The following is a 21,519-nucleotide window of genomic DNA, read 5'->3' as shown; positions in this document are numbered from 1 at the left end:
GTCACAACACTTAAGAGTAGTACCAGGAGACGTCATGCAGGTTTCGGTTGAGAATGTCGGTTCGCTGGAGCGCAAGCTCACGGTGAAGTTTCCCGCGGAGCGGTTCGAGACGCAGGTCAGCGCGCGGATCGCGGAGATGGGGCGCACCGTTCGCCTGAAGGGATTCCGGCCGGGCAAGGTACCGGTGACGGTGATCAAGCAGCGCTTCGGGGAGCAGGTGCGGGGCGAAGTGCTTTCCGACCTGATCGGCAGCACGCTGCGCGAGGCGGTGGAGCAGGAGAAGCTGCAGCCGATCGCGAATCCGGCGATCAACACCACCGGCCGTCCCGAGAACGGGGAGATCGCGTACACGGCGACCTTCGAGATCATGCCCGAGTTTCCCGAAGTCGACGTCTCCGCGCTGGAAGTGCATCGCGCCGCGGCCGAGGTCACAGACGCCGATATCGACCGCATGCTGGAAACCCTGCGCCTGCAGCGGCGCAGTTTCGAGGAGGTCGAGCGTGCCTCGGCCGCCGGCGATTTCATGATGTTCGAGTATGCCGCCACGGCCGACGACTACCGTTTCCCGGCCGAAGGCCAGGAGCGGGCCGGCAGCGTGCTGGGTTCGGGCACCCTGTTCGCGGCGCTGGACGAGGCCCTGACCGGGCACGTGGCCGGCGACCAGTTCGAGGCGGCGATCGAGTTCCCGGCGGATTTTCGCAACGAGCAACTGGCCGGCAAGAGCGCCAAGGTGAGTTTCCACGTCATCAAGGTGCAGGAGCCGAAGCTGCCGGAGGTCGACGGGGAGTTCGCCAAGCTGTTCGGCATCGAGGATGGCAGCCTGGAGACCTTCCGCAAGGAGGTTCGCGCCAACCTGGAACGCGAACTCAAGGCCGCGCTGATGGCGCGCCTGAAGTCGGAAGTGGCCAGCAAGCTGGCCGATGCGCACGGCGATCTGGACGTGCCCAAGATGATGGTGCAGACGGAGGCACGCACCCTGGCGGCGGGCAACATGCCCGAAGGCCAGCAGCCGCCGCAGCAGCTGATCGACGCCGCCTTGCCGATTGCCCGCAAGCGGGTGATCGCCGGCCTGCTGATGGGCGAGATCGCGCGCAAGCAGGCGCTCAAGATCGACCGCAAGCGGGTCGCCGAGCAGCTGGCCGCGATTGCCTCGACCTACGAAGAGCCTGAGAAGGTCATTGAACTCTACAACGGCGACCCCCAGTTGATGTCGGGGCTGCAGAATCGCGTGATGGAAGATCAGGTGGCAGAGTGGGTTGCCGAGCACGCCAGGACCACTGTGCAGGAAATGAGCTTCGATGACGTGATGCGCCCAGCCAACGCCTGACGACTGCCAGGCCCGTCCACTCCCAAGCCGCGAGCATGACCATGGATCCCATCAAGAATCTCAACCTGGTACCGATGGTCGTCGAGCAGACGGCTCGCGGCGAGCGCTCCTACGACATCTACTCGCGTCTGTTGAAGGAGCGGGTGATTTTCCTGGTGGGCGAGGTCAACGACCAGGTGGCCAACCTGATCGTGGCGCAGATGCTGTTCCTGGAGTCGGAGAACCCGGACAAGGACATCAACTTCTACATCAACAGCCCCGGCGGAGCGGTTACTGCCGGGCTGGCGATCTACGACACGATGCAGTTCATCAAGCCGGCGGTGAGCACCATGTGCATCGGCCAAGCCTGCAGCATGGGCTCGTTCCTGCTGATGGCGGGCGCCAAGGGCAAGCGTTTCGCCTTGCCGAACTCCCGCATCATGATCCACCAGCCATCCGGCGGCGCCCAGGGTCAGGCTACCGACATCGAGATCCAGGCGCGCGAGATCCTGTATATCCGCGAGCGGTTGAACAACCTCTACGTGGAGCATACCGGCCAGCCGCTGCAGAAGATCGAGGCGGACATGGAACGCGACCGCTTCATGAACGCGCAGGATGCCAAGACCTACGGCCTGATCGACGAAGTGCTCGACAAGCGCGCCGTGGATTCCGTGAAATCCGCCTGATTCGACGACTTTACCCGGTGTCCCGTCATGGGCTCTGCGTCTGCAGGCAGACGCGGAGGCCTGTGGTATTCTCGCGGCGCACACGGATTTACCAGCAGGATCGAGAGTTATGAGTGACGACCGGCAGGGGCGTTCCAGCGACAGCGGCAAGATTCTCTATTGCTCGTTCTGTGGCAAGAGCCAGCATGAAGTACGCAAGCTGATCGCGGGCCCGTCCGTGTTCATCTGCGACGAGTGCGTGGAGCTGTGCAACGACATCATCCGTGAGGAGCTGGAAGAGAAGGCCGCCGCCGGTCATACCCAGCTGCCCAAGCCGCGCGAGATCCGCGAATCGCTGGATCAGTACGTGGTGGGGCAGGCGCGCGCCAAGAAGGCGCTGGCGGTCGCCGTGTACAACCACTACAAGCGGATGGAGTCGCGCCAGAAGAGCGACGACATCGAGCTGGGCAAATCCAACATCCTGCTGATCGGCCCGACCGGCTCGGGCAAGACGCTGCTGGCCGAAACGCTGGCGCGCCTGCTCAACGTGCCGTTCACGATCGCCGACGCAACCACGCTGACCGAAGCGGGCTACGTGGGCGAGGATGTCGAGAACATCATCCAGAAGCTGCTGCAGAAGTGCGACTACGACGTCGAGAAGGCGCAGTCGGGCATCGTCTACATCGACGAGATCGACAAGATCTCGCGCAAGAGCGAGAACCCGTCGATCACCCGCGACGTCTCCGGCGAAGGCGTGCAGCAGGCGCTGCTGAAGCTGATCGAGGGCACCCTGGCCTCGGTGCCGCCGCAGGGCGGGCGCAAGCATCCGCAGCAGGAGTTCCTGCAGGTCGACACCAAGAACATCCTGTTCATCTGCGGCGGCGCGTTCGCCGGCCTGGAAAAGGTCATCCAGCAGCGCTCCGAGAGCACCGGTATCGGCTTCGGTGCCGAGGTGCGCAGCAAGGAGCGCACGCAGAACCTGGGCAAGGTGCTGGCCGACGTGGAGCCGGCCGACCTGGTGCGCTTCGGCCTGATCCCCGAGTTCGTCGGGCGCCTGCCGGTCGTCGCCACCCTGGACGAGCTGGACCAGGCTGCGCTGGTGAAGATCCTCACCGAACCGAAGAACGCCGTCACCAAGCAGTTCAAGAAGCTGTTCGAGATGGAGGACGTCGAGCTGGAGTTCCGTCCCGAGGCGCTCGAGGCGATCGCGCAGAAGGCGCTCAAGCGCAAGACCGGCGCCCGCGGCCTGCGCACGATCCTGGAGCAGGTGCTGCTGGACACGATGTACGAGCTGCCGTCGCTGGAGCACGTCAGCAAGGTCGTTGTCGACGATGCGGTGATCGAGGGGCAGGCCGAGCCCTACCTGATCTACCGTGGCAACCTGCAGCAACGCGTGGCGGGCGACGGCGGCGACGCCGCGGCCTGATCGACTCCGCTGTGCCCGTTGCGCGGCCCCGGTGGTTTCACCGGGGCCGCGTCGTTTTGCGGCCATCGCAAGCCTTGCGCTGGCACGGGATCGCCTCCACTTGACGTGCTGAAGGGCCCGGTGCAGTGTCGGGACGAAACCCCATTTGAATTCGAGGAATCGCTTTTCCATGGCCAAGCAAGCCCCCGCCCCCGTCGCGCTGGACACCCTGCCGGTACTGCCCCTGCGCGACGTGGTGGTCTATCCGCACATGGTGATCCCGCTGTTCGTCGGCCGCGACAAGTCGATGCGGGCGCTGGAGCGCGCGATGGAAGGCGAACGGCAGATCCTGCTGGTGGCGCAGACCAGCCCGGACATCGACGACCCCGAGGTGGCCGACCTGCATCAGGTCGGCACGCTGGCCGGCGTGCTGCAGCTGCTGAAACTTCCGGACGGCACGGTCAAGGTTCTGGTGGAAGGGCAGTCGCGCGTCGCGATCGAGGATTTCAAGGAAGTCGACGGCATGCTGACCGCGCGTTCGCGCGTCATCGAGCCGGCGTACAACGCGAAGGAGCGCGAGCTCGACGTCGTTTCTCGCACGCTGATCTCGCTGTTCGAGCAACTGGTCAAGCAGAGCCGCAAGCTGCCGCCGGAAGTGCTGGCCAGCCTGTCCGGCATCGACGACCCCTCGCGCGTGGCCGATTCCATCGCCGCGCATCTTTCCGTGCGCATGGCCGACAAGCAGAAGGTGCTGGAGACGGCCGACGTGGGCAAGCGGCTGGAACTGCTGATCGGGCTGGTCGATGGCGAGATGGACCTGCAGCAGGTCGAGAAGCGCATCCGCGGCCGGGTCAAGTCGCAGATGGAAAAGAGTCAGCGCGAGTACTACCTCAACGAACAGATGAAGGCGATCCAGAAGGAGCTGGGCGACGGCGAGGACGGTCCCAACGAGGTCGAGGAACTGCAGAAGAAGATCGAAGCTGCCGGCATGCCCAAGCCGGTGCTTGCCAAGGCACGGCAGGAATTCGGCAAGCTGCGCCAGATGTCGCCGATGTCGGCCGAGGCCACCGTCGTGCGTAACTACCTGGACTGGCTGGTCGGCGTGCCGTGGAAGAAGCGCAGCAAGGTGCGCAAGGACCTGCAGATGGCGCAGGAAGTGCTCGACGCTGATCATTTCGGCCTGGAGAAGGTGAAGGAGCGCATCCTCGAATATCTCGCCGTGCAGCAGCGCGTGTCGGTGATGAAGGGGCCGATCCTGTGCCTGGTCGGCCCGCCCGGCGTGGGCAAGACCTCGCTGGGCCAGTCGATTGCCAAGGCGACCAACCGCAAGTTCGTTCGCATGAGCCTGGGTGGCGTGCGCGACGAGGCCGAGATTCGCGGCCACCGACGCACCTACATCGGCTCCATGCCCGGGCGCATCGTGCAGAACATCAACAAGGCCGGCGCACGGAATCCGCTGTTCGTGCTGGACGAGATCGACAAGATGTCGATGGACTTCCGCGGCGATCCCTCGTCGGCGCTGCTGGAGGTGCTCGATCCGGAGCAGAACCACGCATTCAACGACCACTATCTGGAGGTCGACCTGGATCTGTCCGAGGTGATGTGGATTGCCACCGCCAATTCGCTGAACATCCCCGGCCCGCTGCTCGACCGCATGGAGGTCATCCGCATCCCGGGTTACACCGAAGACGAGAAGCTCGGCATTGCGCGCAAGTATCTGTTGCCGAAACAGCTCAAGGCGAACGGCCTCAAGCCGGAGGAACTCGACGTCGCCGAAGAGGCGTTGCGCGACATCGTGCGCTACTACACGCGCGAATCCGGGGTGCGCAATCTGGAGCGCGAGATTTCCAAGATCTGCCGCAAGGTGGTCAAGGAGTTGACTCTCGGCCAGGTGAAGAAGGCCAAGGCCAAGACCGGGACGCCGCGGGCGAAAGCGGCTGCAGGCAAGTCGAAGGTCGCGGCAGGCCGCGTCAAGGTGGACGCGGCGAACCTGGGCGACTACCTCGGCGTGCGTCGTTTCGACTTCGGCCGCAAGGAGCAGCAGAACGAAGTGGGCCTGGTCACTGGCTTGGCGTGGACCCAGGTCGGCGGCGAGTTGCTCAGCATCGAGGGCTCGGTGGTGCCGGGCAAGGGTCGTCTTGTGCACACCGGCCAGTTGGGCGACGTGATGAAGGAGTCGATCCAGGCTGCACTTTCGGTGGTGCGCGCGCGCGCCGACCGGCTTGGCATCGATCCGGAGTTCCACCAGAAGCTCGACGTGCACATCCACGTTCCCGAGGGTGCCACCCCCAAGGACGGTCCCAGCGCCGGCATCGCCATGTGCACCGCGCTGGTGTCGGTGCTGACCAAGGTGCCGGTGCGTTCGGAAGTGGCCATGACCGGCGAGATCACCCTGCGTGGTCGCGTGCTGCCCATCGGCGGTCTCAAGGAAAAGCTGCTGGCGGCGCATCGCGGCGGCATCACCACGGTAATCATTCCCGAGGGCAACAAGAAGGATCTGGTGGACATGCCGGCGAACATCACCGAATCGCTGGAGATCCACCCGGTGCGCTGGATCGATGAGGTGCTCGACATCGCACTGGAGCATCCGGTGCAGCCCAAGCCGGCGAGCGAGACGCCGCCGGCAGCCGTCGCCGGGGAGTCGGCGGAAGGACACTCGCTGACGCATTGATCGCGCGATGGCGGGCGCGCGGGCCGGAGGCGCCCGCGCGATAGGCTCGTGATGCAGCCGTGTCGACGTTGATCGGCGAAGTTCGGGGCTGTGTCGGGAGCCGGCTTGCGCATGCGCTTTTTGACCATGCCGAACCGGCGGAAACGTTGCTGTGCCTTGTGTTGCGGATAGCGGCGGGGCACTGGTATAAAGGCGATGCCGCAGCCCCCGCGCTTGCTGACGACGAGGCGATGCGGAGTTGCGCCACGGCTCTGGCACCAGCCAACCATCCATGCCCGCGTCATCCGTCCCGCGACGGATCGCGCGGGCGAAATCCGAACGAGGGAGTTTTCAATGAACAAAACCGATCTGATCAATGCCATTGCCGAGAAGGCCGAGCTGACCAAGGCAGACGCTGGTCGTGCGCTGGAGGCCTACCTGGAAGCCATCCAGAAGTCGTTGAAGAAGGGTGAGGATGTCTCGGTGGTGGGCTTTGGCACGTTCACCGTGCGCAAGCGTGCCGCGCGCACCGGGCGCAACCCGCGGACCAACGAAACGATCAAGATCAAGGCGTCGAAAGTGCCCGCGTTCAAGGCTGGCAAGACCCTGAAGGATGCCCTAAACTAAGCGGCTTGCGCTTGGTTTCGGGGTGCTTAGCTCAGCGGTAGAGCGTCGCCCTTACAAGGCGGTGGTCGTAGGTTCGATCCCTACAGCACCCACCAGATTGTGCGGAGTGGTAGTTCAGTTGGTTAGAATGCTGGCCTGTCACGCCGGAGGTCGCGGGTTCGAGTCCCGTCCACTCCGCCACGTTTAGCAAGGGCGCCCGTGGGGCGCCTTTGTCGTTTGAGACCTGCGTGTTCCGGCGATGCCATGGCGCCCCGGCATGCAGCGATGAGGCATCCGGTGCCTCGTGTGGATCATGCGCTTCGCGCGCTTCCAAATCACGTTGCGGGAAGATTTCTATGCTGCAGGCAATGCGTAACAAGATGCACGGATGGCCGTCCATCATCGTTCTCGGCCTCGCCGTGCTGGCGATGTCGCTGTTTGGCATGGAGAGCTATTTCACCTCGCAGAACGACACATTCGTGGCCAAGGTGGGCAAGCAGGAAATCAGCCAGAACGCATTCCAGAACCGCATGAACCAGTTGCGGCAGCAAGTCAGCGAGCAGCAGGGCGAGCAGTTCGACCCGACCGTGTTCGAGAAGACGGAAACCAAGCTGCGTGTGCTGGACGCGATGATCGACGAGCAGCTCTTGCTGCAGGCCAATGCCGACTGGGGCATGCGCGTCTCCGATCAGGCGCTGCGCGACGCCATCGCGGGTATCCCGGCGTTCCAGGTCAACGGCAAGTTCGACCCGACCAGCTACCGGGCTTACCTCACCAGCAGCGGCAAGACTTCGGCCATGTTCGAGGACGAGATCCGCTCCTCGCTGGCCACGCAACTGCTGCCGCAGGCAATCAGCGACAGCGCCATCATCAGCCACGAGCGCGTCGACAACTATCTCGGCCTGGCCACTCAGCGGCGCGACTTGCGTTACTTCGTGCTGCAGAAGCCGGAGCCCGCCGAGAAAGAGGTGACCGACGCGCAAATCGAATCCTGGTACAAGGCGCACCAGGCCGATTACATGAATCCCGAGCGGGTTTCGGTGAAGTACGTCGAGGTGGACAGCGCCAAGCTCAAGCCGAAAGCGGCCCCCAGCGACGAGGAACTCAAGGCGCGCTACGAAGAGGAAAAGCAGCGCTTCGTGCAGCCCGAGCAGCGGCTGGTTTCGCACATCCTCGTCAACGTGCCCCCCAACGCCACGCCCGAACAGCAGAAGGCTGCGCTGGCCACCGCGGACAAGATCGCGGCCGAAGCCACGCCGGCGAATTTTGCCCAGCTGGCCGAAAAGGATTCACAGGATCTGGGTTCGCGGCGCCAGGGCGGCGACCTCGGCTGGCTCGAGAAGGGCGTGACCAACGCCGCCTTCGATTCGGCGATGTTTGCGCTGCAGAAGGGGCAGATCTCCAAGCCGGTGCTGTCCTCCGACGGCTACCACATCATCTGGCTGCGCGACGTGCGCAGTGGCGAGTCCAAGCCGTTTGCCGAAGTGCGCGACCAGTTGCTGCAGGAGGCGACCACCGCCGAGCGCGATCGCGAGTACAACGAACTGGCCGGCAAGATGGCGGACCAGACCTACTCGAACCCGGGCTCGCTCGAGCCCGCGGCCGCCGCGCTTGATCTGCCGATCCAGACCCTGCCGCTGTTCTCGCGCACCGACGGCAAGGGCCTGGCGGCCAACCCAAAGGTGGTCGCCGCCGCATTCAGCGACGACGTGCTGGTCCAGGGCAACAATTCGAGTCTGATCGATCTGGGCAACAACCACTCCATCGTGATCCACGTCGACAAGCACGTGCCGGCTGCGGTCAAGCCGTTGGCCGAGGTTCGCGCCAAGGTGCAGCAGAGCATCCTGGAGGAGCGCATCACGGCGGCGGCCCGCAAGCAGGCCGATGACGTGCTGGCGCGCCTGCGCAAGGGCGAGGACATGGAAGCGGTGGCCAAGTCGCTCGGCGCCAAGATCGTCAGCGTGGCCGAAGCCGTGCGCGGCCAGTCGCTGCAGGTGCCGGCGCCGGTGCTGAAGGAGGCCTACCTGTTGCCACATCCGTCGGCGCCCGACAAGCCCAGCTTCGCCGAAGTGAACATGGGTGATGGTGGCTTCGCGCTGGTGGCGGTGGACAAGGTGCAGCCCGGCGATCTCTCCAGGATCACGCCGGAAGAGCGCGACATGCTGCATCGCCAGATGGCCCAGGCTTATGCCGGCGAGGCGACGCGCGAGCTGCTCCAGACGCTGCGCGCCAAGACCAAGATCAAGATCAACAAGAACCTGCTGTAGCCGGGTTCGCTCGGCTGGCGCCGGTGCGCATGGCTCGTGCCGTGCGCATCGGTAAAGGCGGATCTCGAGAGCACGATGTCGCCATGGATCAGGTCAGTGGCGTGGCGGCGCAAACCTTCAGTCGATGTCGCCCAGCTTCAGCACCTGGCCGGGCTGGATCGCCTGGCCTTGGGCCAGGTTGTTCAGTTGCTGCAGGTGCGCGACGCTGGTTGAATACTGGCGCGCAATCTGCCACAGGCTTTCACCGGGGCTGACCACGTGCGTGTCAGGACCGCGGGACGATTCGTCGTCTGCTGCGGTGGTGGTGGAGGCTGCGGCGGCATCGAGCATGGCGAGCTCGAACCGACCGGCGTGACCGGCCGGCAGCATGAGATGCGAAACCGTTCGCCCATCCAGCTTGTCGCCGCGGAATGCCGCATTGAGATGACGCAGGGCCGATTCCGGCATGCCGGCCATTTCGGCGGCGCGCGCCACCGTGACGGGATGCGTCACCGGTGCCTGCACCAGGTGCTCGGACTCCGGCAGGCTGGGCAGGCTGACCTGGAAGCGCGACGGCTCGCGTATCACGCATGCGATCGCCAGCAACTGGGTCAGGTGCTCGCGAGTGACGCGGCGTACCGGCAGGTCGGGGATCGCCGGCTTGTCCGCCGGAATGCCGTGGCGGCTGATCAACCCGCGTATCTTGAACTCGCCGGCGTTGTACGCATAGTCGGCCACGCGCCAATCGTGGAAGCGGTCGTGGTATTGCCGCAGCAACTTCATCACGGCGTGCGCTGCGGCCGGTATGTCCAGCCGGCCATCGTAATGGCGATCCACGCGCAGGCCCATCGAGCGGGCGGTCACCGGCATGATCTGCCACATGCCGGCAGCATGGTGCCTGCGTCCCTGCACCGGGCGGTAACGGCTCTCCACCCACGGCAGCAGTGCGAACTCGCCGGGCACGTCGTATTGCTGGGCGACCTGCTGGACATAGGCCAGGCGCGGCATCGCCTCGCGCAAGGTGTCCTCGAACCGCGCCGGGCTGCGCGTGTAGCGCCCGGCCCACGCCAGCACCGCGGGGTCGGCATTGCAATCCGGCATGACAAAACTGCTGCGCAGTCGATCCCACAGGTCGGCCGCCGGTACAGGTGCCGCAGTCGCGACACTGGCGGCAACCGCCGGTGGCGTGCTGGCGGGGGCGACGACGGCGACAGGTGCGCGTGCCGGTTGCGAAGGCATGTTGCTGCAGGCGGCCAGCGCTGTCGACAGCGCCAGCGGCAGCAGCAGGTGTCGGGGCGTCCGGTTCATGCGCGAAAGACGTCCTTGGCCGCCCTCAGTGCTGCGAAGCGGGACACGCGGTTGCCGTCGACGCCGCGTGCAGCGCACCAGTCGATCACGGCGTCGGCGTCGACCCGGAGGAATGGATTGGTTGCCAGCTCCGTGGCCAGCGTGACGGGCAGGCTGGCCTGGCCGTCGGCACGCAATTGCGCCACTTCGCGCCGCCGTTCCCGCAGCGCGGAGTTGCCCGGCTCAACCGTATCGGCGAAGAGGCCGTTGCCATGGGTGTACTCGTGCCCGGCGCAAACCTGGGTCGAACCGGGCAGCGCCGCCAGACGGTCCAGCGAGGCGAGCATCTGGGCCGGCGTGCCCTCGAACAGGCGCCCGCAGCCGAGACTGAACAAGGTGTCGCCACACAGCAGCAGGCCGGCGCCGACGTAGCCGACGTGGGTGAGGGTGTGTCCCGGAATCGACAGCACCTCGAAAACCAGGTCGGGCGCAGAGAACTCCACGGTGTCGCCATCGCCGACGGCGTGCGTCAGGCCTTCGATGCGCGAATCACGCGGTCCGTATACCGGCACGTCATGGCGTTGCCGCAGTGCAGCCGCCCCGCCGATGTGGTCGTTGTGATGATGCGTCAGCAACACGCCACGCAGGCGCCACCGGTGCTGCGCCAAGGCCTGCTCGACGACCGCCGCATCGCCCGGATCGACGACCACGGCCTGGCCTTCATCGTCATGAAGCAGCCAGATGTAGTTGTCGGTGAGGGCCGGTAGAGGGAGAAGGTGCAAGGCGGTTCCGGATGGTCGGGCGACACCGACGGCGCGTCGATGCCGATGCGTCACCGGCAGACGCGGCCGCCCGGCCGCATGGGAGCGCCCGACTATAAAGGGGCATCGGCAGCTTCTCGTTAGCATGGTGTTAAGAGGTGGGTCGGTCATTCAGATCCGTGCGCCAGGTCAGGCGACTGCGATCGGTTGCCGCTGCAGCTAAACTGGAGGTTCGCGCCAGCCCCTGGACCCCCGCTGCATGCACCCACAGGACGACATCTACGCCAGTGCACCGCTGCGCCGGTTGCGCGATGCCCAGGCGCGGGTGTTGGCGCCGGAGTTGCAGCGTTGTTTCGGCACGCACGCGTTGTTGCTCGGCGTCGCCGCGGACGAGGCGCCGCCGGCGCTGCCGATGCTGGGGAGTTGGGTTCGTCTTTATCTCGACGGCGGTCGCTATGGCGGCGATCTGCGTGCCGCCGTGGATCAGCCGCTGCCGTTCGTGGCCGACGCGTTCGATCTGGTCCTGCTGCGTCACGCCCTGGAGGTATCGCCGGTGTCATCGGCGCTGCTGGAAGACGTGCTGCGCGTGCTGGCGCCGGGCGGGGTGCTGGCGTTGACCGGTGTGCATCCGGTCAGCGGGTGGTCGCCGTGGTTGCGCTGGCATGCGCGGGGCCGGACGCTCAAGCTGCAGCTTCCGCTGCAGCTGGAACGCGTGCTGCGCCATGCAGGCATGGAGATCGAACTGGCCCGCCGCGTCGGACGCGGTTGGCCGGGGCTGCCGGCGACTTCGACGACAATGGACAGCGTGCTGGGTGGCGGCTATGTGTTGCTCGCGCGCAAGCAGCGGCGACTGGCCACACCGCTGCGCATCAAGCCCGTGAAACTGCCGGTGCCGGCAGCGGGCAGGCTGTCGCCGGGGACACGGCCCAACCCGGCCCTGCAGGCAACAAGGGATACCTGAACACCCATGAGTGAAGTGGAAGCATTTACCGACGGCGCCTGCCTCGGCAATCCCGGACCGGGCGGCTGGGCCGCCTTGCTGCGGGCCCCTGGCGGCGAGCGGATGCTGGCCGGCCGGGAGCCCGCCACCACCAACAACCGCATGGAGCTGATGGCGGCGATCGGCGCGCTGGAGGCGCTCAAGCGCCCCTGCGTGGTCACGCTCACTACCGATTCGCGCTACGTCATGCAGGGCATCGAGCAGTGGTTGCCGAAGTGGCGCGCCAACGGCTGGCGCACGGCCGACCGCAAGCCGGTCAAGAACCAGGATCTGTGGCAGCGCCTGTCCGATGCGGTGGGTACGCACCAGGTTCGCTGGCAGTGGGTGCGCGGCCACAACGGCCACGCGGAAAACGAGCGTGTCGACCGCGCCGCGCGCGAGCAGGCCGAGTCGATCAGGAGCGGGGCATGAGGCAGATCGTCCTGGATACCGAAACGACCGGCCTGGAAGTACGCCAGGGCCATCGCCTGGTGGAAATCGCCTGCGTCGAGATGGTCGAACGCAGGCTCACCGGTCGCTACTACCAGACGTATCTGAACCCCGATCGTGCGATCGACGAAGGCGCCCGCCAGGTCACCGGTATCGAGGACGAGTTCCTGCTCGACAAGCCGCGCTTTGCCGATGTCGCCGACGAGTTCCTCGCCTTCATCGCCGGCGCCGAACTGATCATCCACAACGCGGCGTTCGATGTGGGCTTTCTCGACGCCGAACTGGCGCGCCTCGGTGCCGCCAGCGGCTGCATCGCCGATCGGTGCAGCGTGCTGGACACGCTGGCGATGGCGCGCGAGCGCTATCCCGGCCAGCGCAACAGCCTGGATGCCTTGTGCAAGCGGCTGGGCGTGGACAACTCGCGTCGCGACCTGCACGGCGGCCTGATCGACGCGCAGCTGCTGGCCGACGTCTATCTGGCCATGACCTCGGGTCAGGTCGGGCTGGATCTGGAGTTCGATGCAGCGACCCCGCAACACGCGGTGGTACTGCCGCCGGCAACCCTGCAGGTGCGTCCACGTGTACTGTGCGCCTCGGCAAGCGAGTTGCTTGAGCATGAGCGACGGCTCGATGCGCTGGACAAGAGCGCGGGCGGACAGAGCGTGTGGCGCCGGTTGGGTTGAGCCGCGCGGCGCGATGTTTCAGCTGCAGCGCACGAGGACGACGGTGATGTTGTCGTCGCCACCGCCGTCGAGCGCGTCCAACAGCAATTGGTCGGCGCATTCCTGCGCGGCGAGGTCGTTGCGCGCGACAGTACGGGCGATCGCTGCATCGTCGACGCACTCGGTCAAGCCGTCGCTGCACAGCAGGAAGCTCATGCCGGGTTCCAGCGTGCCGCGGGCCATGCCGATGCGCAGTTGCTCGGTGGCGGTGACGCCGAGTGCCTGGGTGAGCAGGTTGCGCTGCGGGTGCTGCGCCGCCTGGGCCGGGTCGAGCTGGCCGGCTTCCACCAGTGCCTGGACCAGCGAATGGTCGTGGCTGACGCGGCGCAGGGTGTGTTGCCACAGGTAGATGCGGCTGTCTCCGACCCAGGCCACTTCATACGCGTCGCCGACGATCCGCAGTGCTGCGATCGTGGTGCCCATCGGCAACAGGTCGAAGCTGGGCCGGGCGTGCGCCAGCAATCGCTCGCCCGCACCATTGACGGCCTCGATCAGGCCCGACCCGGCGCTGACCAGCTCGACCATCGCATCGCGCACCAGTGCCGACGCCACCTCGCCATGCTGGTGGCCGCCCATGCCGTCGGCGACCAGGAACAGGCCGAGCGAGACATCGGCGTGGTAGGTGTCCTCGTTGCGCGTGCGGCGCAGGCCGACATGGGTTCCGTGTCCGAGCTCGATCATGGGGCTAGTGTCAGGGCAAGCTGTGCAGCATGCCGCAAGCCACGGTTGTTGTCACGGTTCCCTTGCTCGCGTATGATTCGCGGCTCGCATGCGCCCATGCACCCGACCGGAGAGGTGGCAGAGTGGTCGAATGTACCTGACTCGAAATCAGGCGTACGTGCAAGCGTACCGTGGGTTCGAATCCCACCCTCTCCGCCAGATACGCAAAACGCCCCGAAAGGGGCGTTTTGCGTATTGCACGATCCGCCCGGTTCGACGGATTCGTCCGGAACGAATACGGACAGCCGCAGGCTGGCCCCGGAGCGCGTGGCGCGGAAGGGTCTGGCCCGGACGGGACGAATAATCCCCTTGCCGAAAGGGCGTTTTGCAAGTCACGCACGTGAAAAAGGGGGCCGGTCGAGACCGGCCCCCTTGCAAACAACGCGGCATGTTTGCCGCACCGGACGCGCTGGCCTCAGCCAGCCTTCTTCTTTGCCAACCGCAACCAGGTATCGACCACGGTGTCCGGGTTCAGCGAAACCGATTCGATGCCTTGTTCCATCAGCCACTCCGCGAGGTCGGGGTGGTCGCTGGGGCCCTGGCCGCAGATGCCGATGTACTTGCCCTTGGCGCGGGCGGTCTTGATCGCCATGGCCAGCAGCTTCTTCACCGCCGGGTCGCGCTCGTCGAACAGGCCGGCGACGATGCTGGAGTCGCGGTCCAGGCCCAGGGTGAGCTGGGTGAGGTCGTTCGAGCCGATCGAGAAGCCGTCGAAGATGTCGAGGAACTCGTCGGCGAGCAGGGCGTTCGACGGGACCTCGCACATCATGATGACCTTGAGCTCGTGCTCGCCCTGCTTGAGGCCGTTCTTCGCCAGCACCTCGATCACCTTGCGGCCTTCGCCGAGCGTGCGCACGAACGGGATCATCACCCACACGTTGGAGAGACCCATCACCTCGCGCACGCGCTTCACTGCCTTGCATTCCAGCGCGAACGCCTCGGCGAAGCTGGGGTCGACGTAGCGGCTGGCGCCGCGGAAACCGATCATCGGGTTCTCTTCGTGCGGCTCGTAGCGCGAGCCGCCCAGCAGGCCGGCGTACTCGTTCGACTTGAAGTCGGACAGGCGCACGATCACCGGCTTCGGGTAGACCGAGGCGGCGATGGTGGCGATGCCTTCGGCGAGGCGATCGACGTAGAACTCGACCGGGCCGGCATAGCCGGCGATGCGCTCGTCTATCTTTGCCTTGGTTTCGGCGTCCTGCTTGGCGTATTCCAGCAGCGCCTTGGGATGCACGCCGATGTGGCTGGCGATGATCATCTCCAGCCGGGCCAGGCCGATGCCGGCGTTCGGCAGCTGGCCGAAGTCGAAGGCACGCTCCGGGTTGGCCACGTTCATCATGATCTTCAACGGCGCCTCGGGCATGTCGCCGAGATCCGCGGTGATCCGCTCGAACTTCAGGATGCCTTCGTAGATCGTGCCGGTGTCGCCTTCGGCGCAGGACACGGTGACGTCAGCGCCATCCGGAATCAGCTCCAGCGCATTGCCGGTGCCGACCACCGCCGGCACGCCCAGCTCGCGCGCGATGATCGCCGCGTGGCAGGTGCGGCCACCGCGGTTGGTGACGATCGCCGAGGCGCGCTTCATCACCGGCTCCCAGTCGGGGTCGGTCATGTCGGCGATCAGCACGTCGCCGACCTGCACCTTGTTCATGTCGCTCAGGGAACGGATCACGCGGGCCTTGCCGGCGCCGATCTTCTGGCCGATCGAGCGGCCTTCGGCCAGCACCTTGCCTTTCTCGCTGAGGCTGAAGCGCTCCAGCTGGGTCGCATGCGAGCGCGACTTCACCGTCTCCGGGCGGGCCTGCACGATGTACAGCTTGCCGGTGTGGCCGTCTTTCGCCCACTCGATGTCCATCGGGCGGTCGTAATGTTTCTCGATGATCAGCGCCTGGCGGGCGAGTTCCTGCACGTCGTCGTCGCTGATGCAGAACTTGTGGCGCAGTTCGGCCGGAGTGTCCTCGGTCCTCACGCGCTCGCCCGGCGCGCTGGAATAGACCATGCGCAACTGCTTGGCGCCCAGGTTGCGACGAAGCACGGCCGGCTTGCCTGCGCGCAGGGTCGGCTTGAACACGTAGAACTCATCGGGATTCACCGCGCCCTGCACGACCATCTCGCCCAGACCATAGGAGCCGGTGACGAACACCACGTCGCGGAAGCCCGACTCGGTGTCCAGCGTGAACAGCACGCCGGAGGCGCCCACGTCCGAACGCACCATCAGCTGCACGCCGGCGGAGAGGAACACGTCCTCGTGCTTGTAGCCCTGATGCACGCGGTAGGCGATGGCCCGGTCGTTGTACAGCGAGGCGAAGACCTCCTTCACCTTGTGCAGCACGTCGTCGATGCCGACCACGTTGAGGAAGGTTTCCTGCTGGCCGGCGAACGAGGCGTCGGGCAGGTCCTCGGCGGTAGCAGAGGAACGAACCGCAACCGCGATGTCGTCGGCACCGGCGTCCCTGCACAGCTTGATGTAGGCCGCGCGGATCGCCTGCTCGAGTTCGGCGGGCAGGGCGGTGTCGACGATCCAGCCGCGGATTTCCTTGCCGGCCGCGACCAGGGCATCGACGTTGTCGACGTCGAGCGTGGCCAGTCGATCCTGGATGCGCCGGGCCAGCCCGCTCTTTTCCAGATACTGCTGGAACGCACTGGCGGTGGTGGCAAAGCCGCCGGGCACCGAGACACCCAGTTTGGCGAGGTTGCCGATCATTTCGCCCAGCGAAGCATTCTTGCCGCCGACCTTGCCAAGGTCAGTCATGCGCAGTTGATCGAGCCAAAGCACCAGGTCGTTCAAGGGTGTCTCCTCGGGATGGCGGAACGGGGGGGCAGGGAACCAGCGGTCGCGGGCGCGCTGCGGGAAACTGGTATTGTCCGCCGCGGATGGTGCGAAGCACAAGAAGACCAGTGCCACGCGATGTCATTCCAACCCGATACCAGTCAACGCGCGTTCAACACGGGACAGCGTTTTGCCCTTGCGCTAAGGTGCGAGCCTGCGCACTCGGCCCGGCGGAAGCTTCACATGCAGCGAACCGTGTTTTTCATTTCCGATTCCACTGGTATTACCGCCGAGACGATCGGCAACAGCATCCTGGCGCAGTTCGAGGGTGTCCGGTTCGACAAGCACCGGTTGCCGTTCACCGACAACCCGCACAAGGCCGAGTTGGCTGCACTGCGGATCAAGACCAACTACGCACAGACCGGGCAGCGTCCGGTGGTGGTCAACACCATGGCCGACCGCAACCTGTGCGACATCGTGGCTTCGAGCGGTGCGCTGATGCTGGACGTGTTCGCGCCGTTCATCGGTCCGCTGGAGGAAGAGCTGCAGACGCGCCGGTCCGGTGCGGTGAATCGCTCGCACGGCATGGTCGATTTCGACAAGTACGAGGCGCGCATCAACGCCACCAACTACGCGTTGTCGCATGACGACGGGATCGACGTGAATTACGCCGATGCCGACCTGATCCTCGTCGGCGTGTCGCGTTCGGGCAAGACGCCCACCTGCCTGTACATGGCCTTGCATTACGGCGTCAGCGCCGCCAACTATCCGTTGACCGACGAGGACCTGGAGAAACTGGAGTTGCCCGCGCGGCTGCGGCCCTACAAGGACCGCCTCTACGGGCTGACCATCGACGCGGTACGCCTGGCGCAGATTCGCGAGCAGCGCCGCTCCGGCAGCCGTTACGCCACGATCGCGCAATGCCGCTGGGAGCTGGAACAGGCCGAACGGCTGATGCGCCAGGCCGGGATACCCAGCCTCAACACCACTCACGTGTCGATCGAGGAGATCGCCAGCAAGATCTTCGACCGCTTCGGCATCGAGCGGACCATGTTCTGATTTTCATCCGGAGTTTGTGCGTTGCCCACGAGTGCCGTACTGGACCATCGAAACAGCCTGCTGCCGGGACGGTTCGAGACCCTGATGGGTCTGTATGCGGAGAACTATCACCGCCTCGCGCGGCTGTTCGCGCCGCACGAGCTTCCCGCCGGCCGCTACGTGTCGAGCGTGGACGACGGCCTGGACGTGCACCTGCAGGTGCAGGAGCACCACCCGTACACCGTCGAGCTGGAGCTCACCTACGGATTCGTCGATGCGCACACCGGCCAGCGCGCGCCCTCGGCGCAGTTGCGCATGTACACCGACGCGCATGTCGCCGAGGCGCTGCACTGCCACCCGGGCCGGCACCTGTGGCAGGTGCTGGGCCCGTTTTCCCCGGTGCACTCGGTGTTCCAGTACCGCCTGCGCATGAACCGATTCCTGGCCCGATGGCTGGAATACCTCGCCGAGCAGGGGCATTCCACCGGCACCCTGGAGCCGCAACCGGAGTCGCACGAAGGCGGTGGGGGATAGCGGTTCTATTCAAAGCCATCCATGGCTGCGTCCTGATCTTTGCGCCCATGGATGGATGCACAAATCACCACAACAAAAAACCCGCGCCAGGCGGGTTTTCGTTTTGAATGGTGGCGGAGTGGACGGGACTCGAACCCGCGACCTCCGGCGTGACAGGCCAGCATTCTAACCAACTGAACTACCACTCCGCAGTTGCAACAGCTTCCAGCTTGCGCGGTCCAACTTGGCGTCCCCACGGGGATTCGAACCCCGGTCGCCACCGTGAAAGGGTGATGTCCTAGGCCTCTAGACGATGGGGACGTTGATTTTTCGAAAAGTCCGCACATGGATGCGCGGGTTCTCGCAAAGGACTTGCACTGAATCAAAACCTGGTGGAGCCAGGCGGGATCGAACCGCCGACCTCCTGCATGCCATGCAGGCGCTCTCCCAGCTGAGCTATGGCCCCGCCGCTGGAAGCCGAGAAGAATAGGGTGGGGTTGCTTGCCCGTCAAGCTTTTTTTCGACGCCGTTGCGCGTGCGCATCATCACATCGCGCCACGGCTGCGGCGATGCGGACGCGATCTTCGCCGACGCTCCTTTATGCTGCAGCGACGAGGGCAACGGCGAAGGAAGGCGATGCACGAAATCGGGTTCATCCGTGATCTTGCCGTGGTGATGCTGGTGGCCGGCGCCACCACGATCCTGTTTCAGCGCCTGCGTCAGCCGGTGCTGCTGGGCTACATCCTGGCTGGCGTGCTGATCGGTCCGCACACGCCCGGCGTGCTGGTCGGCGACGCGCGCGCCATCGACGACATCTCCAACCTGGGCGTGGTGCTGCTGATGTTCACGCTGGGCCTGGAATTCAGCGTGCGCAAGCTGCGCGACGTGGGTGTCGGCATGTTGCTGGTGGCGGTGGGCGAGGTCGGCCTGATGCTGTGGATCGGCTACGGCATCGGCAGCCTGTTCGGCTGGAAGGGCATGGATGCGCTGTTTCTCGGCGCGATCATTTCGCTGTCCTCGACCATGGTGGCGACGCGCACCCTGTCCGAGCTGGGCCAGCGTCAGCAGCCGTTCGCCCAACTGGTGGTGGGCCTGCTGGTGGCCGAAGACATGCTCGCCATCATCATGCTGACCCTGCTCACCGCGGTGGCCATCGGCGGCTCGGTGCAGGCGGAGGCGGCGTTCACCCTGATCGGACACCTGGGCCTGTTCGTGGTGGTCGGCATGATCCTGGGCCTGCTGCTGCTGCCGCGGCTGGTGGACTACGTGGCCGGCTTCGGTCGCGACGAAACCCTGCTGGTCAGCGTGCTGGGGATCTGTTTCGGCGCCAGCCTGGTCGCGGTGTGGATGGGCTTCAGCGTGGCGTTGGGTGCCTTCCTGGCCGGAGCGGTGGTGGCCGAGTCGCGCAGCGCCGGCCGGGTGGTCCAGCTGGTCGAGCCTTTGCGCGACATGTTCGCCGCGCTGTTCTTCGTGGCGATCGGCCTGAAGATCGACCCGGCGATGCTGTGGCAGTACGCGGTGCCGGCGCTGTTGATCGCGGGGGTGGTCGTCGTCGGCAAGACGCTGGCCTGCAGCCTCGGCGTGCTGGTGGTCGGGCACGAACCGCGCACCGCGCTGCGGGCGGGCCTCGGCATGGCGCAGATCGGCGAGTTCTCGTTCGTGATCGCCACGCTCGGCCTTTCACTGGGCGTGATCAGCGACTTCATCTATCCGGTGGCCGTCGCGGTCTCGGTGGTGTGCATGGCGTTGTCGCCGTACCTGTCGCGCTCGGGCGACCGCGTGGCCAGCGGGTTGCGGCGGGTCACGCCACGTTCCGTGCAATTGCTGGCCACCAGCTACAGCGGCTGGCTGGAACATCTCAAGCCGGTGAACGAGAACGCCACGCTGGCGGCGATCCTGCGGCGCCTGCTGTGGCACATCGCGGTGAACATTCTGCTGGTGGTGACCCTGTTCATGGTCGGAGCCTATGTCAATGCGCATGGCTGGACCTGGTTCTCCACGGTGGGCATCGGGCGCGAGATGCGGCACACGGTGATCTGGGCCTGCGCGTTGTTCCTGTCGCTGCCGATGCTGATCGCGGTGTATCGCAAGGCCGGCGCGCTGGGCATGTTGCTGGCCGAGATCGGCATACGCGAGAGCTTTGCGCGCTCCTACACCCACGCCATCCGCAGTGTGCTGGCGCGGGTGATTCCGCTGGCCACGCTGCTGCTGCTGGGCATCCTGCTGAGCGCGCTGGGTTCGGCGATCCTGCCGCCGCGCGGCATCGCCATCTTCCTGCTGGTGGTGGGGGCGGTGCTGTCGGTGGTGCTGTGGCGGGGCCTGGTGCACATGCATGCGCGGTTGCAGGCGGCGTTGAAGGAAACCCTTGACAAGCCGGAGCCGCCGGCGGACGGGGCCGATTGACAACGACGCCCGAGGCGGGGGTGGGTGCGAGGCGGCGGCCGGCATCCGTGCAACGCTGAACCTTTATGCCGTCTGACGGTCACAAGGCGCGATCGTTGCCAAGAACAGGCCGGCACCGCACAATGCGTGGCCTGCCTCCAACGCGGGGTCCGGCCGGCGATGCCGGCATTTCCATTTTCATGAGGGAGTTACAAATGAAGCACTTTCTGCGTCCCACGCTGACGGCAGTGGCAATGGCCGTTGCGCTGGGCATGACGGCGGGCGCATTTGCCCAGGCCGCCAAGACTGGCGCCGCCGCCCCCGTCGACAAGGCCAAGGCCAGCTACGTATTCGGTTATTACAAGATGGGCGAGAGCGTGCCGCCGATCCTGCGCGACGAGATGGACCCCGCCGCCGTGGCGCGTGGCGTGCAGGCCGCGCTGTCGGGCCAGAAGTCGACCGTCAGCGAGGCCGAGGCCAAGCAGGTCTACGAGGCCTTCATGACCAAGGTGCAGGCCAAGTTCGAGGCCGAGCGCGCCCAGGAGGCAGCCAAGAACAAGGCGGAAGGCGACGCCTTCTTCGCCAAGAACAAGACCGCCCCTGGCGTGAAGACCACGGCTTCCGGCCTGCAGTACAAGGTGATCACCGCCGGCACCGGCGCCCGCCCGGGCCCGAACGACACCGTGGAGATCAACTACACCGGCTCGTTCCTGGACGGCCAGGTGTTCGACGCCTCCGCCAAGCATGGTCCGAAGCCGGCCTCGATCCCGGTCGCCAACGTGATCCCGGGCTTCCGCGAAGGCCTGCAGCTGATGCAGGTAGGTGGACACTACAAGTTGTTCATTCCCGCCTCGCTGGCCTATGGTGCCGAGCCGCAGCCGCCGATGCCGCCCAATGCCACGCTGATCTTCGACGTGACTCTGGTCAAGACGGGCCCGACGCCGGCAGCTCCCAGCGGTTCCGACGGGCAGTAACCGACGGTTCGCCGGCAGGTTCGCCGAAGGGGCGCGAAGCGATTC

The 21,519-nt window shown here is 65.8% G+C and carries 17 protein-coding genes and 6 tRNA genes; 16 read left to right on the top strand and 7 right to left on the bottom strand.

Annotated features, from left to right (window positions below):
- Window positions 1-34: 34 nt before the first annotated feature.
- From tig to ACVCMB_RS04095, 8 genes are all read left to right on the top strand, one after another.
- A complete protein-coding gene (tig, locus tag ACVCMB_RS04130; RefSeq protein ID WP_447099450.1) occupies window positions 35-1,327 on the top strand; it encodes a trigger factor in 1,293 nt (430 codons plus the stop codon).
- Between the two features lie 35 nt (window positions 1,328-1,362).
- Window positions 1,363-1,992 (top strand): ATP-dependent Clp endopeptidase proteolytic subunit ClpP, encoded by a 630-nt coding sequence (clpP, locus tag ACVCMB_RS04125; RefSeq protein ID WP_395118867.1) that lies wholly within the window; start codon window positions 1,363-1,365, stop codon window positions 1,990-1,992.
- Between the two features lie 109 nt (window positions 1,993-2,101).
- Complete coding sequence (clpX, locus tag ACVCMB_RS04120) at window positions 2,102-3,397, top strand: ATP-dependent Clp protease ATP-binding subunit ClpX (RefSeq protein ID WP_136258996.1); 1,296 nt, start codon at window positions 2,102-2,104, stop codon at window positions 3,395-3,397.
- Window positions 3,398-3,566: 169 nt separating this feature from the next.
- Complete coding sequence (gene lon / locus ACVCMB_RS04115) at window positions 3,567-6,047, top strand: endopeptidase La (RefSeq protein WP_447106210.1); 2,481 nt, start codon at window positions 3,567-3,569, stop codon at window positions 6,045-6,047.
- A gap of 333 nt (window positions 6,048-6,380) precedes the next feature.
- Entirely contained in the window at window positions 6,381-6,653 is a 273-nt protein-coding gene (locus tag ACVCMB_RS04110; protein ID WP_136258998.1) for an HU family DNA-binding protein, read from the top strand.
- Window positions 6,654-6,673: 20 nt separating this feature from the next.
- Window positions 6,674-6,748: transfer RNA gene (locus ACVCMB_RS04105), tRNA-Val, on the top strand.
- Window positions 6,749-6,756: 8 nt separating this feature from the next.
- Window positions 6,757-6,833: transfer RNA gene (locus tag ACVCMB_RS04100), tRNA-Asp, on the top strand.
- 155 nt (window positions 6,834-6,988) lie between these two features.
- The gene (locus ACVCMB_RS04095) at window positions 6,989-8,899 is read left to right on the top strand and encodes a SurA N-terminal domain-containing protein (RefSeq protein ID WP_447106209.1); all 1,911 of its coding nucleotides are present in this window, start codon (window positions 6,989-6,991) and stop codon (window positions 8,897-8,899) included.
- A gap of 117 nt (window positions 8,900-9,016) precedes the next feature.
- Here ACVCMB_RS04095 and ACVCMB_RS04090 read toward each other — a convergent pair whose 3' ends face one another.
- Together ACVCMB_RS04090 and gloB are read right to left on the bottom strand one after the other, a co-directional pair.
- Window positions 9,017-10,186: a transglycosylase SLT domain-containing protein gene (locus ACVCMB_RS04090; protein ID WP_447106208.1), complete on the bottom strand. Its 1,170-nt coding sequence runs from the start codon at window positions 10,184-10,186 to the stop codon at window positions 9,017-9,019.
- Window positions 10,183-10,947, bottom strand: coding sequence for a hydroxyacylglutathione hydrolase (gene gloB / locus ACVCMB_RS04085; protein ID WP_447106207.1), 765 nt, complete (start codon window positions 10,945-10,947; stop codon window positions 10,183-10,185). Before gloB ends, ACVCMB_RS04090 begins: the two co-directional genes overlap by 4 nt.
- A gap of 238 nt (window positions 10,948-11,185) precedes the next feature.
- Between gloB and ACVCMB_RS04080 the strand changes: the two genes are divergently transcribed.
- Genes ACVCMB_RS04080 through dnaQ form a run of 3 tightly spaced genes read left to right on the top strand, consistent with a single transcriptional unit; the run spans window position 11,186 to window position 13,038 of the window.
- The gene (locus ACVCMB_RS04080; RefSeq protein WP_395118859.1) at window positions 11,186-11,887 is read left to right on the top strand and encodes a class I SAM-dependent methyltransferase; all 702 of its coding nucleotides are present in this window, start codon (window positions 11,186-11,188) and stop codon (window positions 11,885-11,887) included.
- Window positions 11,888-11,893: 6 nt separating this feature from the next.
- On the top strand, window positions 11,894-12,337 hold the full coding sequence (rnhA, locus tag ACVCMB_RS04075; RefSeq protein ID WP_395118857.1) for a ribonuclease HI: 444 nt from the start codon (window positions 11,894-11,896) through the stop codon (window positions 12,335-12,337).
- Window positions 12,334-13,038, top strand: a complete 705-nt coding sequence (gene dnaQ / locus ACVCMB_RS04070; RefSeq protein ID WP_395118855.1) for a DNA polymerase III subunit epsilon — start codon at window positions 12,334-12,336, stop codon at window positions 13,036-13,038. Before rnhA ends, dnaQ begins: the two co-directional genes overlap by 4 nt.
- Window positions 13,039-13,056: 18 nt before the next feature.
- On the opposite strand, the gene ACVCMB_RS04065 is transcribed toward dnaQ, so the two are convergent.
- Window positions 13,057-13,758, bottom strand: a complete 702-nt coding sequence (locus tag ACVCMB_RS04065; protein WP_447106206.1) for a PP2C family protein-serine/threonine phosphatase — start codon at window positions 13,756-13,758, stop codon at window positions 13,057-13,059.
- Between the two features lie 108 nt (window positions 13,759-13,866).
- Between ACVCMB_RS04065 and ACVCMB_RS04060 the strand changes: the two genes are divergently transcribed.
- Window positions 13,867-13,956: transfer RNA gene (locus tag ACVCMB_RS04060), tRNA-Ser, on the top strand.
- A 256-nt stretch (window positions 13,957-14,212) separates the two neighbouring features.
- Here ACVCMB_RS04060 and ppsA read toward each other — a convergent pair.
- Complete coding sequence (ppsA, locus tag ACVCMB_RS04055; RefSeq protein WP_447100229.1) at window positions 14,213-16,585, bottom strand: phosphoenolpyruvate synthase; 2,373 nt, start codon at window positions 16,583-16,585, stop codon at window positions 14,213-14,215.
- Window positions 16,586-16,810: 225 nt separating this feature from the next.
- Here ppsA and ppsR point away from each other — a divergent pair, with 225 nt between their 5' ends.
- Together ppsR and ACVCMB_RS04045 are read left to right on the top strand one after the other, a co-directional pair.
- Window positions 16,811-17,626, top strand: a complete 816-nt coding sequence (ppsR, locus tag ACVCMB_RS04050; protein ID WP_395118849.1) for a posphoenolpyruvate synthetase regulatory kinase/phosphorylase PpsR — start codon at window positions 16,811-16,813, stop codon at window positions 17,624-17,626.
- 84 nt (window positions 17,627-17,710) lie between these two features.
- Window positions 17,711-18,139, top strand: coding sequence for a DUF1249 domain-containing protein (locus ACVCMB_RS04045; protein WP_447107213.1), 429 nt, complete (start codon window positions 17,711-17,713; stop codon window positions 18,137-18,139).
- Window positions 18,140-18,250: 111 nt separating this feature from the next.
- Here the strand turns inward: ACVCMB_RS04045 and ACVCMB_RS04040 are convergent.
- From ACVCMB_RS04040 to ACVCMB_RS04030, 3 genes are all read right to left on the bottom strand, one after another.
- Window positions 18,251-18,327 (bottom strand) — tRNA-Asp (locus ACVCMB_RS04040).
- A 36-nt stretch (window positions 18,328-18,363) separates the two neighbouring features.
- Window positions 18,364-18,439: transfer RNA gene (locus ACVCMB_RS04035), tRNA-Glu, on the bottom strand.
- Window positions 18,440-18,508: 69 nt separating this feature from the next.
- A tRNA-Ala gene (locus ACVCMB_RS04030) sits at window positions 18,509-18,584 on the bottom strand.
- A 170-nt stretch (window positions 18,585-18,754) separates the two neighbouring features.
- Here ACVCMB_RS04030 and ACVCMB_RS04025 point away from each other — a divergent pair.
- Together ACVCMB_RS04025 and ACVCMB_RS04020 are read left to right on the top strand one after the other, a co-directional pair.
- Window positions 18,755-20,521, top strand: a complete 1,767-nt coding sequence (locus ACVCMB_RS04025; protein WP_447100230.1) for a cation:proton antiporter — start codon at window positions 18,755-18,757, stop codon at window positions 20,519-20,521.
- 194 nt (window positions 20,522-20,715) lie between these two features.
- The gene (locus ACVCMB_RS04020; RefSeq protein ID WP_395118845.1) at window positions 20,716-21,474 is read left to right on the top strand and encodes an FKBP-type peptidyl-prolyl cis-trans isomerase; all 759 of its coding nucleotides are present in this window, start codon (window positions 20,716-20,718) and stop codon (window positions 21,472-21,474) included.
- The last annotated feature ends 45 nt before the right edge of the window (window positions 21,475-21,519 follow it).

Source organism: Rhodanobacter sp. UC4443_H10 (genome assembly GCF_052978325.1).
The sequence above is the reverse complement of the archived record's forward strand: the minus strand, read 5'-3'. Positions and strand labels throughout refer to the sequence as shown.

Excerpts from the sequence above, each read along its gene's own strand:
- tig (WP_447099450.1), top strand. The coding sequence starts at position 35 with ATGCAGGTTTCGGTTGAGAATGTCGGTTCGCTGGAGCGCAAGCTCACG.
- clpP (WP_395118867.1), top strand. The coding sequence starts at position 1,363 with ATGACCATGGATCCCATCAAGAATCTCAACCTGGTACCGATGGTCGTC.
- clpX (WP_136258996.1), top strand. The coding sequence starts at position 2,102 with ATGAGTGACGACCGGCAGGGGCGTTCCAGCGACAGCGGCAAGATTCTC.
- lon (WP_447106210.1), top strand. The coding sequence starts at position 3,567 with ATGGCCAAGCAAGCCCCCGCCCCCGTCGCGCTGGACACCCTGCCGGTA.
- ACVCMB_RS04110 (WP_136258998.1), top strand. The coding sequence starts at position 6,381 with ATGAACAAAACCGATCTGATCAATGCCATTGCCGAGAAGGCCGAGCTG.
- ACVCMB_RS04095 (WP_447106209.1), top strand. The coding sequence starts at position 6,989 with ATGCTGCAGGCAATGCGTAACAAGATGCACGGATGGCCGTCCATCATC.
- ACVCMB_RS04090 (WP_447106208.1), bottom strand. The coding sequence starts at position 10,186 with ATGAACCGGACGCCCCGACACCTGCTGCTGCCGCTGGCGCTGTCGACA.
- ACVCMB_RS04080 (WP_395118859.1), top strand. The coding sequence starts at position 11,186 with ATGCACCCACAGGACGACATCTACGCCAGTGCACCGCTGCGCCGGTTG.
- rnhA (WP_395118857.1), top strand. The coding sequence starts at position 11,894 with ATGAGTGAAGTGGAAGCATTTACCGACGGCGCCTGCCTCGGCAATCCC.
- dnaQ (WP_395118855.1), top strand. The coding sequence starts at position 12,334 with ATGAGGCAGATCGTCCTGGATACCGAAACGACCGGCCTGGAAGTACGC.
- ACVCMB_RS04065 (WP_447106206.1), bottom strand. The coding sequence starts at position 13,758 with ATGATCGAGCTCGGACACGGAACCCATGTCGGCCTGCGCCGCACGCGC.
- ppsR (WP_395118849.1), top strand. The coding sequence starts at position 16,811 with ATGCAGCGAACCGTGTTTTTCATTTCCGATTCCACTGGTATTACCGCC.
- ACVCMB_RS04045 (WP_447107213.1), top strand. The coding sequence starts at position 17,711 with ATGGGTCTGTATGCGGAGAACTATCACCGCCTCGCGCGGCTGTTCGCG.
- ACVCMB_RS04025 (WP_447100230.1), top strand. The coding sequence starts at position 18,755 with ATGCACGAAATCGGGTTCATCCGTGATCTTGCCGTGGTGATGCTGGTG.
- ACVCMB_RS04020 (WP_395118845.1), top strand. The coding sequence starts at position 20,716 with ATGAAGCACTTTCTGCGTCCCACGCTGACGGCAGTGGCAATGGCCGTT.